Source organism: Ignavibacteria bacterium, from assembly GCA_016873845.1.
Classification (GTDB): Bacteria; Bacteroidota; Ignavibacteria; order Ch128b; family Ch128b; genus JAHJVF01.
Window position 1 is genome coordinate 1 of the sequence record VGVX01000029.1, and the last position, 17,663, is coordinate 17,663.

Genomic DNA, 17,663 nt, shown 5'->3' on the forward strand with positions numbered 1-17,663 from the left:
ACGTCAATACCTATGTAAATTTCTTTTTTGTCAAAGAACGAAACTGAATTTTCCGATACTTTCATTTTGAGTTCTCCTTTTTTTGTTTGTTTTCCGAGAACTCAATTTATTATTTTCTTTAAACATACGTTCTTGCCGATAAGCGGCGCCCCAGAACAAAGATGCCAAATAACAGCAACTACTTTTTATTTATTCGAAATAATTTATAAAACGAACTACTTTAAAGAGTAACTTTGCTTTGTGAACCAAACACAATAATTAGAAAAATGCCCCAATGAAAACGGCGTCCGCCTTGATTGGCTGGTTAGCCCTTGTCTCTAAAATAGCTTTGTTTGATTTGTGTATTCAGCAACTCTTTTATCTGCAAGTTCGATATATTTTTTATTTGTATCATACCCAACAAAATTACGACCATTCTTTATAGCAGATAAACTTGTAGTTCCACTACCTAAGAATGGATCCAAGACAACATCTTTCTTGAACGAATATAATTTTATTAGACGACTAGGAAGTTCTTCGGGGAAAGGAGCAGGATGACCAATCTTTTTTGCGGAGACGGCAGGAAAAGTCCAAACACTTTTTGTCCATTCTAAAAATTCATCTTTTGATATTGTGCTTTCTTTTCCTTTACTAGCGTGTGAGAAAGAATCTTTTGAAAATATTAAAATGTATTCGTGTATGTCTCTTAAAACCGGATTAGCTGCTGATAGCCAACTTCCCCAAGCAGTAGATGGACTGGCGCTTGAAGCTTTATTCCAGATAATTTCGCCGCGCATCTGAAATCCAATTTCTAACATATCATTTATTATATAGCTATGAAGTGGTAAATAAGGTTTCCTTCCAAGATTGGCTACATTTATGCAAGCACGTCCACCGGAGACTAAAACTCTATGAGTTTCTTTCCAAACATTTTTCAATAGAACTAAATATTCCTCAAGATTTAAGTTGTTGTCGTATTCTTTTGTAACATTATAAGGCGGCGAAGTAATCATAAGATGAACTGAATTATCAGGTAACTCACTCATAGTTTCACTTGAATGACAAAAGTGTTTATGAGTAAATTGTCTTTACAAATTCTTGTTTTTCAATTTCATTTATTGTTTGCTTAACAAGATATTCGTTTTGATTGAAATAAACTTTTGAAAGCCAACCCTTTTCATCATTAATTTTTTCAACATTAGCAAACTCAAATTGACGATGGCAATTTGCACAAACTAAAACTAAATTTTTAGGGTGATGACCTATTGTCGCATCTAAATGATGAATTTCATAATATGGTTTATTATCTCGTTTTAAAAATGAAAAGGAACAAACTTGACAGCAGCCTTTATATATACTTTCTATAATTATTCTGATGCTTGTTGGAGTCTTTTCTCTACTAAATCGATTTGAGATTTTAAGTCTTTTCCTAGCTTCCTCATTGGAATATTTTGCTAGTCTTAAAAACTCATTATAAATTATTTTTGATTTTTCAACTTGAGTTATATTTGAAATGAGTTCAATTTTTTCAAAAGCTATTTTATCATCTACAGAAATATCAAAATCTGTTTGTAATCCTTTAGTGATTTTGAGAAACACTTCTTCTTTAAAAAGCCTATAAATGAATTTATCTTTATTAAGAAGTTGAAGAACTAATTCATCACCTTCTTTAACATTATTTTCATAAAACCAGTTTTTAAGTCCTCCAATTCTATTCTCATTAGTTGAGCTATCAAAAGAACTAAATGTTTTGACTTGTGGAAGGTTCGAATCGTCAAGATAGACTTTTATCTTATTATTCGATTTGGGCAAAAAATTACTAAAACTTTTAGGAATTGCTAATAAACCCTTTTCAATTCTACTTTTGGTAATTGTTATAGTTTTATAATCATAATTGATTTCACTTTTTTCAATTATTTTTTTTGGTTTTCCTTTGGTTTCCAATTTTATTTCCTTCTAATCTAGAATCCGAAATCTTTTCCAGTTCCCACCACTGCATCACATTCCGGACACCGAACAAGTTGATTAGGGTCATTACTTAAAGAATTATGAGCACAACATTCCCAGTTGTCTCCATTCCAAACCCATTGTTCAGTCATTAATGTAGTGAAATTTATTCTATCTAGAATACTTCCACATTCATTACATTTTGTTAGTTCTTTATCCATAATATTTATTTTAATTTAAAATATTTGTATTAAAAGTAAAAAAATTTCCGCACCTCTAGGATTTGTGCCTAAGCTGGGTAATTTAATATAATTTTCCCTACCCAAATTATTAAATATTTCTAATTGGACATTCAACGGAAAACAAAATAATCCACCAGTGTTACCCCAATTAATTTGAACATAAATCATATCGCAAGACGGTGAATATATATTTTGAAATTCTAAAGCATTTTGAGCGTCAACTGTCCATATTAATTTTACCCCAGAATAACCGCTTCCGCTTTTTGTTTTGATCGAAATAGGATTACCAAATAATTTTACATCTACTTCCGGTTCTGTTATTGGAATTTCTGTTTCGACATTTTCTTCGCCAAATTTGTAAATAAGTAGCGAAACAATTATCCGTTCTCTTATTGAACCTACTTCCATTCCAACTTTTCCAGCTCTCTGGCTTTCTAATTCGGCAATTTGAAACAACTTGGGTAGTTTAACTTGAATTTTCCTAATTACTTCTGATTCTGAAAAAAGGTTGAGTATGTTATTGTCCATAATTTTCTGCAATAATTTTAAGATTCTTTATCCCAAGATAATAAAATCCAAAGAACAAAATTTTATTAATTCACAATAGGGCTAACGGCCTGCGGTTAACCCGCGCCGGAAATATTTGAATAAACTATTATTTGTGAATAACCAGAACAATTTAGAAAACATAAAAAACCATGCCCTGATAGGCGTCGGGTTGAACCGCTTGTTAGGAAATTTTACCGTAATAATACCATTTTTTTAGTTGAGATAAATTCGTCTGTTTTCAATTGATAAAAATATATTCCACTTGTAAGATTTGAAGCATCGAACTCTACTGCATAGTAACCTTGTTTTTTAATTTCACGAACTAAGGTTTTAATTTCATTCCCTATACAATCAAATATTTTTATTGTAACATTAATTTCTTTTGGAATTTTATAATTTATGGTGGTTAGGGAATTAAAGGGATTTGGATAGTTTTGATATAAAGTAAAATCATTTGGTATCATCCGCTCAAAACTAATATCTAGAAAAGTTGTGTCACCATAAATATTATTCTCAATAATCGCAGCCAATAACTTAATATTATAAAAAGTTCCAGGAATATGTCCCTCTCCCGAAGTAAAACCTATCCATTCTGTGTACCAATATTTTGTCCAGTAAGAAATATATGTATGTCTTATACAGATTTTTCTAAGAGTTTTCCCCCAAATATTTGTAATCTCTTTACCTACAACATAGAAATTTGGTTTAAGGGTATCTCCGATATTTAAAGAATAATCTACATTAATATTCTCAGTTGAATCTTGAAGATTGAAGGAATAAACTTTATCAGAATCTGCTCTTTGGTAACTATAATATTCATTGTCCTTAACAATAGCATATCGGGTGCTGTTAATAATTGTATCTCCAATAATTTCTTTATATACGTAATAGTATTTGCCTCCACCGGCATCATTAAAATAAATCCATCTATTTCCAATCTCAAATGATTGAGCTTCACCAGATTGACTATTAATCTTTATAGATTGAAAAAAAACTAAAATAAAGACTAATGGAAAGATTTTATGCCGAAAATTTTTATTAAAGATTGACATTAAAATTGCCTAACTATTACTTATCCTGCACAGATTTATTATGTCTGGAATGATATACTGCGTGCAGGTGCATGATATCATTCCAATTGTTTTGTTTTTCTTTCAAATTCACAATATTTAATAATAGGTCGTGCATATCTATAATCCTTGTATTATTCAGCCTAACGTTAAGTATTTTATCCGAAGTTGAGACAAAAAAAATGAACGATTACTTTTCCGTCCCCGCACAACTTCGGATAAAATACAGTTGTCCCGAAGAACGGGATAAATGCGAAGCCGTTTCAATGCAGCCATTTCTTTTGTTATGGGTATTCAATAGCTGTGGTATCATTTTATTCTTGTCTTCCCTCGTATAATTATTTCTCTGTTTATGTTTATAATTTTCATTTAATTAAATTTTTTCTTCTCTGATCAATATAATTATAAAAGTTTTAAGATTTTACCCATCTCTTTAGGATGGGTTTTGTTGATATGTAAAATAAATAGTCTTATCCACGAAGTGTAAATTTCCTCTGTGCTTTTTCTGTAATGTGCGGTTCGTAATGTGGCTCTGACTTCATCGAGTCCGTTAGCTAACGGATTTGGTTTTTGCCCGTGTGATTGAATTAAGTTCAATTTTTTATCTCCCATCCGCATTTTAGCAAACGGACTTTCTTTTGTCAATAGCGAAGTAGTAAAAAGTTTCTAAAGTTCATAAAGTTGGAAAGCTTGCACTGAGAGCAGCGAATGTGTTCTTAAAGTTAAAAGGTTTATAAAGGTTAGTAAGCTTTTCTCAATCAGAATTCATGCTTGTCCACCACATTAAGGATTATCGAATGACGGTTAACGATCTGCGATTAACGAATCACAATTAACGCTCGCCCGCCTCTGGCGGGATTAACTTTGAGCATTCAGCACTCAGCGTTCAGCATCTTTCGGTTAAGCTCAAGATAAATTCCGCACCCTCCTTATCTTTGTTTCTTATAGGAAATTGATTTATTTTGAAACCGATGAAAGTAAAATTCTGGGGGACAAGAGGTTCGATTCCAGTTCCTGGAAGATCGACAATGATCTATGGCGGCAATACACCTTCAATTCAAGTGACTTCTTCAGGCGGCGAGCAAATATTTCTTGATGCTGGCTCGGGATTCCGGGAAGCGGGAATTGATCTAATGAGAAAAAAATCTAAAAGCAAAATTTATCTGTTCATGAGTCATTTTCATTGGGATCATGTACTTGGACTGCCGTTTTTTCCGCCCCTCTACGACGAGAACAATGCTGTACAAATCTATGGAATGGCAAATAATCAAAAGACAGTCGAAGAAGTGATTGATTTACTTATACGTCCGCCCCTTTTCCCGATTACTAAAGCTGAGTTCAAAGCGAGTGTAACTTTCGAGAATATTTCTCCCAACGATTCTGTGAGTCTCGGGGATTTAACACTCAAAACATTTGAAGTTAATCATCAATGCTGCACGCTTGCATATCGAATTGATGAGGGAAATAAATCTTTCGTTTATATCACTGACAATGAAATTAAATATTCAAAGTTAAATCCAGACTCGCTGATCAACGACATAGCAGAGCATAATGCTGGAATGATCGAGTTCTGCAAAGATACTGACTATATAGTACACGATACGACTTACACTTTTGAAGATTACTCGAATAAAATCGGCTGGGGACATTCAAATAATTTATCTGGCGCGATTTTATCTTCGCTTGCCGGTGTGAAGAATTTGATTCTGTTTCATTACGATCCGGAATACAACGATGAGAAAGTCGAGTTGATTTTAAACGAGACAAAAGCATTTCTCAAGAAAATGGGGAGCAAGGTTAATTGTATCGCTTCACGTGATGGGCTGGAGTTAGAAGTCTAAGCACGTAAAAAGATTCCCTCCCAACAAGTCGGGATGGAATCTTTAGCTAGGCAATTTCATTTAGTTTTCATTTCGTAGACGCCGTTCCAGTCTTTTGGCGGCGGTTCAGCTAAAAAGTTTTTGCATCTTTTTATAAACACTTGTGAGGGCTCATCGTCTGTCTTTATCTCCAAGACTTTTTCAAACTTCAATATCGCATTTGAAAAATCAAATGATTTGTAAAGAATCAATCCGCTCTCAAACTTTTCTTTCAATTCGATAAAATCGATTTTTCTTTCATCATTCGCAGTACAGAGGAGTTCAAATATTTTTATCGGTTTGGTTTTACCTTTAACAAGAATTGAATCAATCTCCCTGCAGATGAAATCATCTTTTACTTGTTCATGAGTTGATTGACTGATTATAATTGAAGTCCCATACTCTTTGTTTGCACCTTCCAAGCGAGAACCGAGGTTTACATTATCACCAATTACTGTGTAATCAAATTTTCCTTTTCCACCCATATTTCCAACGATCATTTCACCAGTATTAATTCCGGCACGGACTTTAATGAGAGGTTTGTTTTCTTTTTCCCATTTTTTTCGCAACTCACTAAGTTGATCCTGCATCGCTAAAGCTGTCTTACAGCAGAATAAAGCGTGTTTATTATTTTCAATTGGTGCACCCCAAAATGCCATGATAGCATCACCTTGAAATTTGTCAAGAGTTCCAGTGTGATTGAAAATGATCTCGGTCATTGCACTTAAATATTCATTCAAAAAATTTACGAGTTCTTCCGGTTTTTGAGATTCTGAAATCGTCGTGAACGATGCTATATCAGTGAATAAAACCGTAAGTTCTTTCCGTTCACCTCCAAGTCTAAGTTTTTCTGGATTCGCGATTAATTCATTGACGAGTTCGGAATTCACATATTGCGAGAACATTCCTTTGATCATCACCTTCTGTTTCCGTTCGGCAAGAAAATTATAGACCGTACTTCCAATATATCCAAGCACTACTGCAGAAACAGGTCCAATAACACTGATGATATAACTCTGGTTAACAAATAGAAAGCATGATAATTCGAAAATAACATAAACAAGTGCAGCGATCACAAGTATAGAAATGATCTCAAGCAGATAGCCGACTTTTATCTTTAAACTTTTTAATTTTGTTGTGATGAAATAAGATGAGAAAAGAAGAAGCACGATTAAAAATATTTCATGGCTTTGCGGCTGCTTGTAGAGGAAGTTTTGATCTAAAATACTTTGGATTACGTTCGCATGGACTTCCACTCCGTACATTAAATTTCCGCCTTTGCCTGCTCCTTGTTTTGTGATGGGTGTTGGGAAAAGATCTTTGTCTTCCGGCTCAGTTGAACCTATCAATACGATTTTATTTTTGAATATTTCAGAATGTAAAAGTCCCGTTTCCGGATCGTCCCAAGTATTTATCTGAACCTCGAATTCTTTTTCACTGACTGTAGTAAAATCTGAATCGTCTATTATATCAACAAAATTTATGTGGGGGAAAGTGTTGGATGCACCGTAGTAATTTATCAGCACTGAAGTTTTATCAAATCTTGGAATGCTGATATTTCCAAACCTAAAATCACTTTTCTCTTTCTCGGCTGCGTGTAAATTTTGCAAGCCAAGAGCTTTATTAAGAACCGCAAATGAAAAAGAAGGAATGTACATTTCTGTAGCAAAAGAAGAGAAAAAGGGAAGATATCTTCTTAAAATTCCATCGCGGTCAGGCAAAACATCCACAAGACCTATTGAACTATCTGCAGAAAAAAACATACTGCTGAAATTTTCATTCTCTGAAACAATTGATTCTAACCGCTCATCCTTTATTTTAATTTTACCTGCGGTAACAACATTTTTGTATTCTCGGATTGCACTAAAAAGCAGCGAATCATTCTGTGGAGTGTATTTGTCTTGATCGCTCATTACAACGTCAATGCCGATTGCTTTTACTCCGGCCTGATTCAAATTTTCGATTAACCGGGCGAAGTAATCCCTCGGCCAAGGCCACTTATTGTATGGAGGTAAAAATTCCTTCGAACTTTCTTCGGAGATATCAACAATAATTACTTTAGATTTTTCTGCTAGATCAGTTTGTCCGCGGCGCGTAAAGTGTGAATCGAGAAGCGAAAGTTCTAAATCTTTTAATGGGGAAAGTTCAAATACAAATTCCTGTGTTAACAAAAGGAGCAGCATGGAAAGGAGCGAACAAACAAGAATGTGTCCCCAATTCTTTTTTATCCGCTCTATAATTCGATTCATCAGAGCCGATTACAATTCGTATTTTGTTGATAATCCGATTATCGTTTCGTCTTTTATCGGCTTCTGATTTGTGATATAACGTGTGTAAAGATTTACACTGAAATTTTTTAATATAAAATATTGTGCTATAGTCTCGACTATCATTCTCTGAAAATCACCAAAAGTCGGGATCAATATTCCGGTAAGCTCAAGTTTATCATCGAGAAGTCTATATCTTCCTCCAATTGAAATTGAATAGTAATTGAAATCCTTATTCGAAATGTTACTGAGATTTATTGATGGATTGAAGAATGTCGTAAGCTTATTATCCCACTGACTTTGTAAGTTCAATATCACCGACGTGTAGGCTGCATCAGTATTTATATATGAATTATCTTCTCTCTGAGAAGTCAATACGCTTAGCATTGCTCTGTGCCGGATCCCCCAAACAAAATCGTAAGAAGAAGTGAATGATATTCTGTTCGTAATATCGTCGATGTAGCTTAATCGTTTAATTGAATCGGGATCGGTTTTGCTCAAATCGTTAACTGCACTGTATTTAGAATATCCTATCGTAATGTTAGGAAAATCAATTCTCAAGAAAAGAGAAAGCGAGGCATCGATGTTTTCAAAAGTTGTCGTCGTGATTTTTTGATTTTGAAGATTGTCGTTAAGTCTTTCGTAACCAACTGAGATAAAGACTCGGTTCTGAATTATTCCAAGGCGGTCGTAGATATTGAATCCTTGAACATCGTTCCTTGTGAAGTTTTGTCCGAAAGACATGAATTCATTTCCGCGGTATAAGTATGTCGCTCGAAAATAATTTCCGATATAATTCATACTGAATGTTCCTTCCGCAGCCAAAGTTGGAAGTTCCAACGGATTAAGCGGACTGATAAACTGATTAACAGTAATGAATTTTCCGGCAATATCGCGCAAAGTTTTAATTTGATCAGGATCACCGCCGAAAGATTTCCCTTCGCCAAAAAGTGAATCAATGAGCTTGTCACTCAAATTGCCGGTCGAAATATCATTGTTCATAAGACTCAAAGCAGCCTGTCCTCTCAAAGCCATTCTCTGTTCATCGAATCCGATAAATAAATCCGTACCGACTACAACGTTTTCTTTTGGACGTGCACCAAATTCAACAGAATTCATATCATCTTTTGAATGGAGATATGAAAATCCAAGTTGAAACGATTCGCCGCTGCCGAAATATGGACGGACTGCAAATAATTGCCTCTTGAATGTCGCAAGTGTAACATGCCCAAAGGGCTGTCCATGTTTTGCAGAATCGATTTCAATAATATTTGTTCCGAGTCTTGCATCTGAACGTGAATATGTTTGTATCAATTTCCCCTCAATTGCTCGGTTGATCTCACCGTATGATGCTTGAAGGTTAAATGCGCCGAGCATCAAGTCTCCGGAAAAACCTCGCAGTCTTTTTCCATCCATTATGAGAGATGGGAATTTCGGATAGTTATCGCCATAACTTAATTTAATCCAATTTGAGCCAATCGTAGCTAGAAATCTATTTTGCGGCTGCAGGTAATTTTTCTCTTCCGAAGTTACGTAAAGAAGCAAACTCGAATAGTATGAACCATAATTTCCGCTGAGATTGGCCGTAAGCCGGTTGAAGCTGTAGTTTGCTGTTTTCAAATTTTCATGGCGCGATTCGCCAGCTAAGCTTACTCTGTATCCGTAATCTTTCTTTTGCATCTCATCAGCAAATTCCGGAGAAACAACTTCAAACGTCAAACTTGAGGAATAATATTCCGCTCCGGTTGTATCGAATAACACGACTTTAACGACGTGCTTGCCAAGTTGAAGTTCAGTAGTTAAATTCTCAGGCGGAAGGAGGATGATGTCATCGGTTATCAGAACTTTATTTGTTATATCGGTTTCATCAATAAAGATTTTTGTTGCAGGTCTATCGACTGCTAAACTTGCACGATAAATCGAAACAGATAGTAGAAATCCCGTAGGGCTGATCTTTTCTCCTGCAAGAGGAGTAAGAAAGATAATTTCCTCATACTGCATTGGATCGTATTTTTCCTGAACCAGAAGCTGAAAGGGATTTGCATTGATCGGTGCGCCGGCCGGGTGAACTTGCTCCGTCCCATCTCTCATTAGAATTCTGAAGTAATATTCTACAAACGGCAATGAAACATTCTCACCCGAAATAGTTGAAGATGCAGAGTTGCCTACAATCATCATTTCGCTGGTTAAGTATTCACTCGATCCGAAAGATTTGTAGTAAAGAATGATCTGTGAAACATTTGCAGATTGATATAACTGTGCAATGATTTTTGCAGGTTGATTAGCGTAAACATTTTCCGATGAGACGGATGAAATCACATCACTCGGCTGTGCCGAGATAAAACTGAATGGATATAAAATCAATAAAATTAGGAATACTTTTAATCCTGTTCGCATAACTCTCCTTAATAAAATTAAGTTGAATGCATTTTATTTAAAAAATCTTTTTGAACATTTAATTCAACAAGGTAATAACAATTTTTAAGATTTTGATCTGATACAACTCGTTATTCATGATCAAGATATTTCAATCGAAATGTTCCAACGTTAGTCTGTATAATGATATATTTTTCTTTCGTCATAGTTGATTGACGAGAATTATCAATTTGCTCTGGAGTTGAGAAATCAATCGAGACATTTCCCTCAGTTGAAATTAATGCTGTCATTCCACCTTCAACAGTTCCAGATTGCCGTGCACCTACTGAAGCTCTCACATCTACTCGTCCAGAATCTAAAGTCAGCAAGGTTGCGCCATTATCCAATATATGCACAAGTCCTTCAGTTCCCCGAATCGAAGCTACGGCTGTAGGTGTGGTAATCAAGAATTCATCATCTTCTTTTTGTTTAACAGTTTCAAATCTCATTTTACCTGCATCGATACGAGTATTTTTCGATAGTCCATTCGGTTTTTTATCGGCGTAAATTGTGATAGTTGTTTTCTCTCTAATGCGCAGATTGCTGCCGTCGAGAAATCGAACGATTGCGAGAGATTTCTCTCCAGTTCGAAGCACATCGCTGGTTTCGAGCTGGGTAAGAGGCTTAGTTGCTGCCCACTCTGAATCGCCACTTTTATGTTCAACTATTTGAATTACTTTAGTAACAATGGCAGCAGTAGATTTATTAGATTCAGTGGAAAATCCCTTTGATAAGAAAAGCGTAAACAGAGCGATTGAGAATACAAATAGTTTGATCGATTTATTAAATTTCATTTTTTTAATCCTATCATTTGTTATTGACGGATAAGACCTAAGAATGCATCCGGATTTGCTTCAAGAAAAGCAATTAATTCTTCTAAAGACATTATTGAGCCGTCTTCTTTTCTGATTACAATGCTTGTTAGATCCAATTCTCCATTTTGGAGAAGTTGAAGGAGTTCATTATTTCCTGAATTTCTTAGTATTGTTGCTAATCGATTTGTTAACAATTGTAATCGTGGTGATTCAGGATTAAAAATCCTAAAGTTGATTATTTCGCTGTATAATCTTTGCCCGCCGCCGGGTCCGCTTACATTCGCGCTGACTTGAAGAACGATTTCGTCACCCAAACTCCACTCCCGCTCAAGATAGTCTCTGAGGTTTATATTAGTTAGAACACCCACATTCTGATTATTAATTAGTGGTGTGCCAAAGTTTAGTGCTTCTTCAAGTGTTTGTGTGGCTGAGATACGGACATTTGCTTTAACAAAATAATTTTCAATTCCGGTCAGTGAATTCCACTCAACCAAAACATTTCCTGCATCGATCTCGGCTCCAACTCGCGGAGTTCGAATACTTAAGGTCTGTGCAGGATTTAAAAAATGCAGCTCTCTTTGATCTTGATTATAAACGGTTGTTGCTGTGGCATCCATTAATATTGCAGTAATTCGATAGCTGCCAGTCGGCTTCCCACGAGCAATATTATCATCAATCAAGCTTGAGTTTGAGCGATACTCTTGGATGCGAATTTCTGTTGTTCCAATATCGTCGTTGCACAATGTTCGTGATGAAAATGGTTCTGTTTGGAAAAATCCAAGTTCCTGATAATAACTTCCATCAGGCGCCTTCCATTCGATAATCCCTTTAAAGACTACTTGTACACCCGGAGGAGTGATCTCAGCACAAAAAATTCGCGGAGCGCCGCGTAGATCATTTACAGTTGCGAATGCACCATAGTCAATTGTGTAAAGTTCTGGGAAGACAATTAAGGATACTCTCGGTTGGGCCAAAATGGCACAAACCGGAATTAATAAGAACAACGAAAAGAAAAATGTTCTTTTCATAAAGCCCTCTAATTTATTTTTATTTCAATAGGAAGAATATATTAACAATTTTCTTCCGTCGGATAATTGACGATTATTTGCTAAAATAATATCAAATTAATCACTATTTCACAAATCAAAATATGTTTTTTTCAGGAAAGGTGCTTGTCAATAATTTATGAAGTGAAATTGAAGTAATACTACTTTTTAAATTTATCTTTCAAGAAATTATTATTTGACATTCTTGCAGTCTATTTGTAATTATGATTTCAGAAAGCTTTTTATAAATTGTCTGTGTTAATATTTTGACTAGCAATTACGTATTTATTCTGTGAACGAGAAGAACTTAGAAATATCTTATAAGAATAAACAGCTTGATGCTCTGTTAAGAGTTGCGGTTTTGCTGACTTCAGAAACAGAACTGAACAAACTGCTCGACTTGATCGTTAAAACAACTACTGAGCTTTTGAATTCTGAACGAGCAACTGTTTTTCTTGTAAATGAAAATGAGCAATTGCTTTACTCACGAATTGGAAGCGGTTTGGAGCAAACCGAAATCTGTTTTCCCATAACCGAAGGAATTGCGGGACACGTTGCACGCAGCGGGGAAGTATTAATAATCGACGATCCTTATAACCATCCCGGTTTTAATAAACAAATCGATATTCAGACTGGATTTAAGACAAGAAATATCTTGTGTGCACCAATGCAGAATATCAGCAAAAAGATCATTGGAGTATTTCAAGTCTTAAATAAACTTGACTCAAGCTTCTCTGAAGATGATAAAGAGTTGCTCCTTGCACTTGCTTCGATTTCAGCCGCAGCGATTGAGAATGCAAGAATGCTCGAAGAGATCAATCGACAATTGAATGAACTCAAAATTGCTTACGATGAACTTCACGCTGCTCAGGAAACGATTATTCGTCAAGAGAAACTTGCAACCATTGGGCAGCTTGCGTCTGGAATCGGTCATGAAATTCGAAGTCAGTTAACTGTAGTTTCTGCAGTAAGCGGTATCAGGAGACTGCATCCGGATGATGTGAAAGTAAAAATGTATACGGAATTAATTCTTGAAGCAAGGAATCGTATCGTAAGTATTCTTGATGAAATTCGTGACTTCTCAAAGAAAAAAGAATATGTAATGCAGTCACACGATCTCAATCAAATCATTGAAAATGTAGTTGAACTTTGTTCATTTGATAAAGATTTAGATAATATAAATTTGACAGCAGATCTAATAAAAGATACTCCCGCTGAGGTTTATGTAAATTCCGACAAAATAAAGCAGGTTCTAATAAATTTAGTAAGAAATGCAGGTCATGCCTCCCCGCCAAAAAGCACAATTACAATAAAAGTTGTAGCATCAGCTGAAAATCAGATAATGCAGATAACCGATCAGGGGAGCGGCATTTCTGAGGAGGTTGCCAAGAATATATGGGAACCATTTTTCACTACAAAGAAGCAAGGCACCGGATTAGGATTGGATATTTGTAAAAGAATAATCGAATCTCACAACGGAAAGATTTGGTTCGAGTCGGAAGTCGGAAAGGGGACCACGTTTTTTGTACAACTTCCAATGAAAAAATCTGAATCGAGTAATCAATGATAAACTCCCTATCTCGAAAAAATATTGAAGCATTAATTTATGCTTTCGAAACGATTTCATCCTCGCTTGATAGTAAGGAAATACTTAATCGAGTTATGGAACAAGCCTGTGGATTGCTGAAAGCAGAAGCGGCTTCGATTTTTTTGCTAGATGATAAACAGAAAACGCTTGATTTAAAAGTCGCTACAAATCTTACCGAGTCCCAAATCACGAAAATAAAAGTGCCGATTGGTAGCGGATTAGTCGGTTTTGTCGCTCAGACCGGTGACAGTGTGAATATCCTTGATGCAAAGAATGATCCAAGGTTTTATTCTAAAGTTGATCATGAAACTGGATTCAAAACAAAATCGTGTCTAACTGTTCCTCTAAGAATTGAACAAAAGATTGTAGGAGTTCTCCAAATTCTCAATAAAGTTAGCAATACATCATTCAGTGATGAGGATGAAATCCTTATTAAAGAATTTTCACGCTTAGTGGCGATTACTTTGGATAAAGCATTTTTGCATGCCCAAGTCGTCGAGAAAAAGAAGATGGAATTTGATCTAAAATTGGCCAACACAATTCAGGATAAGCTTCTCCCCTTCGATGAATTGCATACCGAGAGATTTACGTTCAAGGGATTTTACAAACCAGCAAAGTTTGTTGGGGGGGACTATTTCGATTATTACAAATATTCGGATGATGAAGTATTTTTTACTATCGGAGATGTCTCGGGTAAAGGGAGTCAAGCTTCTTTAATTATGGCGATCGCGAAAGCATATCTAAGCGCATCATTAGCGGCCAACACTCCATTTTTAAAAATGATAAACAACTTCAATAGTTTTTTAGCGCTGAATACTCCACCAGATAAGTTCATTACAATTTTTCTTGGATTAATTAATATCAAAACAGGCGAAGTGAAATTTTTAAATGCTGGACACGAACCACCAATTATTATTAGAAAAAACAATCAATTGGAAGAAATTAAATCCTCAGGTCTGATGATGGGAATAGTTGAGAATTGGAATTATAAAATAGAAAGTTTCTTTCTTGAAGAAGGGGATTCACTCTTTATCTATACCGATGGAGTAACCGAAGCATGTGATATTGAGTCAAAACAGTTTGGGTTAGATCGATTAAAAGAAGTGTTGAACTCAGAAACTGTAGAACCTGAAAAAATATTTACCCGGCTTCCAGAAAAGTTATCGGCATTTACGAACGAGGCGGAACAATCTGATGATATTACCTTTCTATTAGTTTGTCAGAATTCTAAATTCGAATAAAATCATTGGAAGGATCGAGGTCAGCATGCGGCTGCTAATGAAATATTTTAAGAGTAAAAATTTTATTATATAGTGGCTTTCAATTTAGTATCACAAAAAATATCTCCGCGATTTATTGAGTTTATCCAATTTCTTTTTGAAGTAATTCATGAGTTTGTAATTTCGTACAAACATAGGAAAGCAAGCTATTTAGTTGTTGTAAGGCAGATATTTTTTACGGGCGTACAGGCACTCTGGATCGTTTCATTGATTGCATTCGTAATAGGGAGTACAATTTTGCTCCAAGGAAATTCGATCATTTCGACATTTAGTCAGAGTAAAATATTTTATACAATTCTTGTTAGTATGGTTGTGAAAGAGCTTGGTGCTTTGCTGACAGCAATTATTGTTGTGGCAAGATCAGGAACCGCCATCTCGACTGAACTCGGAAATATGGTCGTAAATAAAGAGATCGACGCACTCCTTTCATTTGGAATAACCCCAATTTCATATCTAGTTGTACCAAGGATTATTGGAGTTGTAATCTCTGTTAGCTTTTTGACGGTCTATTTTATTTTTACTGCATTGTTTGGAGTATGGTTCTTATCTCTCTTTTTCACACCGATAAATCTCTCCTTATTTATTCAAAACATTGCTCTTGAAATTAGGTTTTTGGATGTAATTCTATTGGTTATTAAAACAATAGTCTTTGGAATAATAATCTCGACCATTTCATGTTTTCAAGGATTGAGTGTAACTCTAGCAACAACGGAAGTTCCGCAAAGGACCATTAAAACAGTTGTCAGATCTTTTAGCTGGATAGTTGTTTTTAACATTTTAGTTACGATCGTATTTTATTTACTCGTCGAATGATTAATCTTAAAAACATAAATTTAAGCTCCATTGATCATAAGATAATTGAAAATCTTTCAATTGAATTTGAAAGCAAACAGCTAATCGGAATTTTAAGTGATGATTATGAGTTCATCCAATACATGTTTAGAATGATCAGCGGTATAATTCCCCCAGATGATGGAGGGGTCTATCTAAACAATGTTGACATTTTTAACGCTCCAACTAATGAAATCCGGAATTTGAGAAAGCAGATTTCATATGTATTTCATTCGGGTGGATTGATATCGAATCTTTCATTGCTCGAGAATTTTATCCTCCCATTGGATTATTTTTATCCTGATTTAAGTAAAGTAAAAAAATATGAAAAAATATTTTCACTGATGGTTGAATTCGGCTTAGAAGAAAAAATATTGAACGAGAGGCCTGCTGTTTTAACATCATCTCAAAAAAAGCTTGTATTGTTTGTTCGTGCTTTTTTAATAGAGCCGTCTGTTATTATTTATAATAATCCCTTCGATTTTTTAAATATTCGGCAGAAAGAGTTCATAGAACAGAAAATCCTGAGCTATCAGAAAGAAAAATCAGTCACTCAAATATTTTATAATCCTATTGATAAATCACTGTACGATTCGGCAAATATTTGTTATGTTATCAGTGATGACAAATCAATTATTCAAGGCAGCTGGAAGATTTTGATAAAAGAGGAGTCGCCCGCGATAAGAAATATTATAAGAAACATTGCAGGTGAGGTGATATGAAATTAAAATATAAATACAGCAAACATTTTGTGACGGTTTTTATTCTTATAGCCGGATTACTTATAGTTTCGGCTGTCACATTCATGATCATAAGTCAGAAGGTTTTGGAGAAGAAACTTATTTATAAAGCAAAATTTCTTGACGCTCAGGGATTAACGGGATTGACACCGGTTTATTTTAAGGGATTCAACATTGGGAACATAACGAATTTTGAACTGACTGTAGATAATTATGTTGTGGCAGAATTCGAAGTGTTCAGTGTCTACAGGAGCAAAATTGTACTGAATTCAGCTCTTCAAAAAAGTCTCAATCCGATTACGGGTGCGAGTACAATTCAATTTATTCAGGGGAGAAGTTCGTCGCAGCAGCTGAAAGAAGGTTCACTGATCCCGGATGTTCAAGTTCCGGAGGGAGAGTATCTGTTATTTACAAAAGAGGTGACCAAGTCGGGAGATGCTCTTTCAACATTTGTTGAGAATCTAAAAAACTTTTCAACTGCATTGAATTCTGATCATAATGCGGATGAGGGGGCGATATTCAGAACGCTTGTGAACATCGCCGATGCATCTGAAGAGATGAAATCTCTGATACAAAATCTTAACAGTAATCTTTCCTTTACAAAAGACGAAAGACTAAGTCCAATTCAAAGCTCGATTCAAAATATTTCGACTTTAGCTCTCAGTCTGAATGAAACCGCAAAGTCGATAACCCTTGCTTTTCAGCGAGTAGATACATTAATCGCCAATTACAGCAAGCCTGAAGGACTAATTGAAAAAGCAATAGATCCTTCCGGAGACCAAGTTTTACGCCCGCTTGGCAAGACTATCACAAGTTTGGGTGAATTGACGAACGAAATGAAAACCTTCGCAGATTACATTAACTCCCAATCGGCAAATATGTCTTTAACAATTATCGAGCTGAACCGAACTTTGAATCAAGCGCAAAAATTCTTTGATGGAATTAACAAAAGTTTTTTTGGTTCAAAGAGTACCCAAGAAAACAAAATTAATTTACCTGGTGAGAGAATTAGATTAATGAACTTGAACAGGTGAT

The 17,663-nt window shown here is 35.2% G+C and carries 16 protein-coding genes; 6 read left to right on the plus strand and 10 right to left on the minus strand.

From position 1 onward, the window contains the following. Nucleotides 1-317 precede the first annotated feature (317 nt). From FJ213_07105 to FJ213_07130, 6 genes are all read right to left on the minus strand, one after another. Complete coding sequence (locus FJ213_07105) at nt 318-1,025, minus strand: site-specific DNA-methyltransferase (GenBank protein MBM4175925.1); 708 nt, start codon at nt 1,023-1,025, stop codon at nt 318-320. 25 nt (nt 1,026-1,050) lie between these two features. Then, nucleotides 1,051-1,929 carry a hypothetical protein gene (locus FJ213_07110; protein ID MBM4175926.1) on the minus strand — a complete coding sequence of 293 codons (879 nt, stop codon included), beginning with the start codon at nt 1,927-1,929 and terminating at the stop codon, nt 1,051-1,053. 11 nt (nt 1,930-1,940) lie between these two features. After that, a complete protein-coding gene (locus FJ213_07115; GenBank protein MBM4175927.1) occupies nt 1,941-2,147 on the minus strand; it encodes a hypothetical protein in 207 nt (68 codons plus the stop codon). 15 nt (nt 2,148-2,162) lie between these two features. Next, a complete protein-coding gene (locus FJ213_07120; protein ID MBM4175928.1) occupies nt 2,163-2,696 on the minus strand; it encodes a type II restriction endonuclease subunit R in 534 nt (177 codons plus the stop codon). A 212-nt stretch (nt 2,697-2,908) separates the two neighbouring features. Further along, nucleotides 2,909-3,769 carry a T9SS type A sorting domain-containing protein gene (locus FJ213_07125; protein MBM4175929.1) on the minus strand — a complete coding sequence of 287 codons (861 nt, stop codon included), beginning with the start codon at nt 3,767-3,769 and terminating at the stop codon, nt 2,909-2,911. A 420-nt stretch (nt 3,770-4,189) separates the two neighbouring features. Next, complete coding sequence (locus FJ213_07130; protein MBM4175930.1) at nt 4,190-4,432, minus strand: hypothetical protein; 243 nt, start codon at nt 4,430-4,432, stop codon at nt 4,190-4,192. 326 nt (nt 4,433-4,758) lie between these two features. Here FJ213_07130 and FJ213_07135 point away from each other — a divergent pair, with 326 nt between their 5' ends. After that, nucleotides 4,759-5,628: an MBL fold metallo-hydrolase gene (locus tag FJ213_07135; GenBank protein ID MBM4175931.1), complete on the plus strand. Its 870-nt coding sequence runs from the start codon at nt 4,759-4,761 to the stop codon at nt 5,626-5,628. A 56-nt stretch (nt 5,629-5,684) separates the two neighbouring features. On the opposite strand, the gene FJ213_07140 is transcribed toward FJ213_07135, so the two are convergent. From FJ213_07140 to FJ213_07155, 4 genes are all read right to left on the minus strand, one after another. Beyond that, nucleotides 5,685-7,895 carry an adenylate/guanylate cyclase domain-containing protein gene (locus FJ213_07140; protein MBM4175932.1) on the minus strand — a complete coding sequence of 737 codons (2,211 nt, stop codon included), beginning with the start codon at nt 7,893-7,895 and terminating at the stop codon, nt 5,685-5,687. A gap of 9 nt (nt 7,896-7,904) precedes the next feature. Next, nucleotides 7,905-10,310 (minus strand): hypothetical protein, encoded by a 2,406-nt coding sequence (locus tag FJ213_07145; GenBank protein ID MBM4175933.1) that lies wholly within the window; start codon nt 10,308-10,310, stop codon nt 7,905-7,907. Nucleotides 10,311-10,420: 110 nt separating this feature from the next. Next, nucleotides 10,421-11,122, minus strand: coding sequence for a FecR domain-containing protein (locus FJ213_07150; protein ID MBM4175934.1), 702 nt, complete (start codon nt 11,120-11,122; stop codon nt 10,421-10,423). Nucleotides 11,123-11,142: 20 nt separating this feature from the next. Beyond that, nucleotides 11,143-12,171 carry a hypothetical protein gene (locus tag FJ213_07155; GenBank protein ID MBM4175935.1) on the minus strand — a complete coding sequence of 343 codons (1,029 nt, stop codon included), beginning with the start codon at nt 12,169-12,171 and terminating at the stop codon, nt 11,143-11,145. A 310-nt stretch (nt 12,172-12,481) separates the two neighbouring features. Here FJ213_07155 and FJ213_07160 point away from each other — a divergent pair, with 310 nt between their 5' ends. From FJ213_07160 to FJ213_07180, 5 genes are all read left to right on the plus strand, one after another. After that, on the plus strand, nt 12,482-13,756 hold the full coding sequence (locus FJ213_07160; GenBank protein ID MBM4175936.1) for a GAF domain-containing protein: 1,275 nt from the start codon (nt 12,482-12,484) through the stop codon (nt 13,754-13,756). Beyond that, a complete protein-coding gene (locus tag FJ213_07165) occupies nt 13,753-15,018 on the plus strand; it encodes a GAF domain-containing protein (GenBank protein ID MBM4175937.1) in 1,266 nt (421 codons plus the stop codon). The genes FJ213_07160 and FJ213_07165 overlap by 4 nt, the downstream gene beginning before the upstream one ends. 69 nt (nt 15,019-15,087) lie before the next feature. Continuing rightward, entirely contained in the window at nt 15,088-15,870 is a 783-nt protein-coding gene (locus FJ213_07170; protein ID MBM4175938.1) for an ABC transporter permease, read from the plus strand. Continuing rightward, nucleotides 15,867-16,610: an ATP-binding cassette domain-containing protein gene (locus FJ213_07175; protein ID MBM4175939.1), complete on the plus strand. Its 744-nt coding sequence runs from the start codon at nt 15,867-15,869 to the stop codon at nt 16,608-16,610. Before FJ213_07170 ends, FJ213_07175 begins: the two co-directional genes overlap by 4 nt. Continuing rightward, a complete protein-coding gene (locus tag FJ213_07180; protein ID MBM4175940.1) occupies nt 16,607-17,662 on the plus strand; it encodes a hypothetical protein in 1,056 nt (351 codons plus the stop codon). The genes FJ213_07175 and FJ213_07180 overlap by 4 nt, the downstream gene beginning before the upstream one ends. Nucleotide 17,663: the final 1 nt, after the last annotated feature.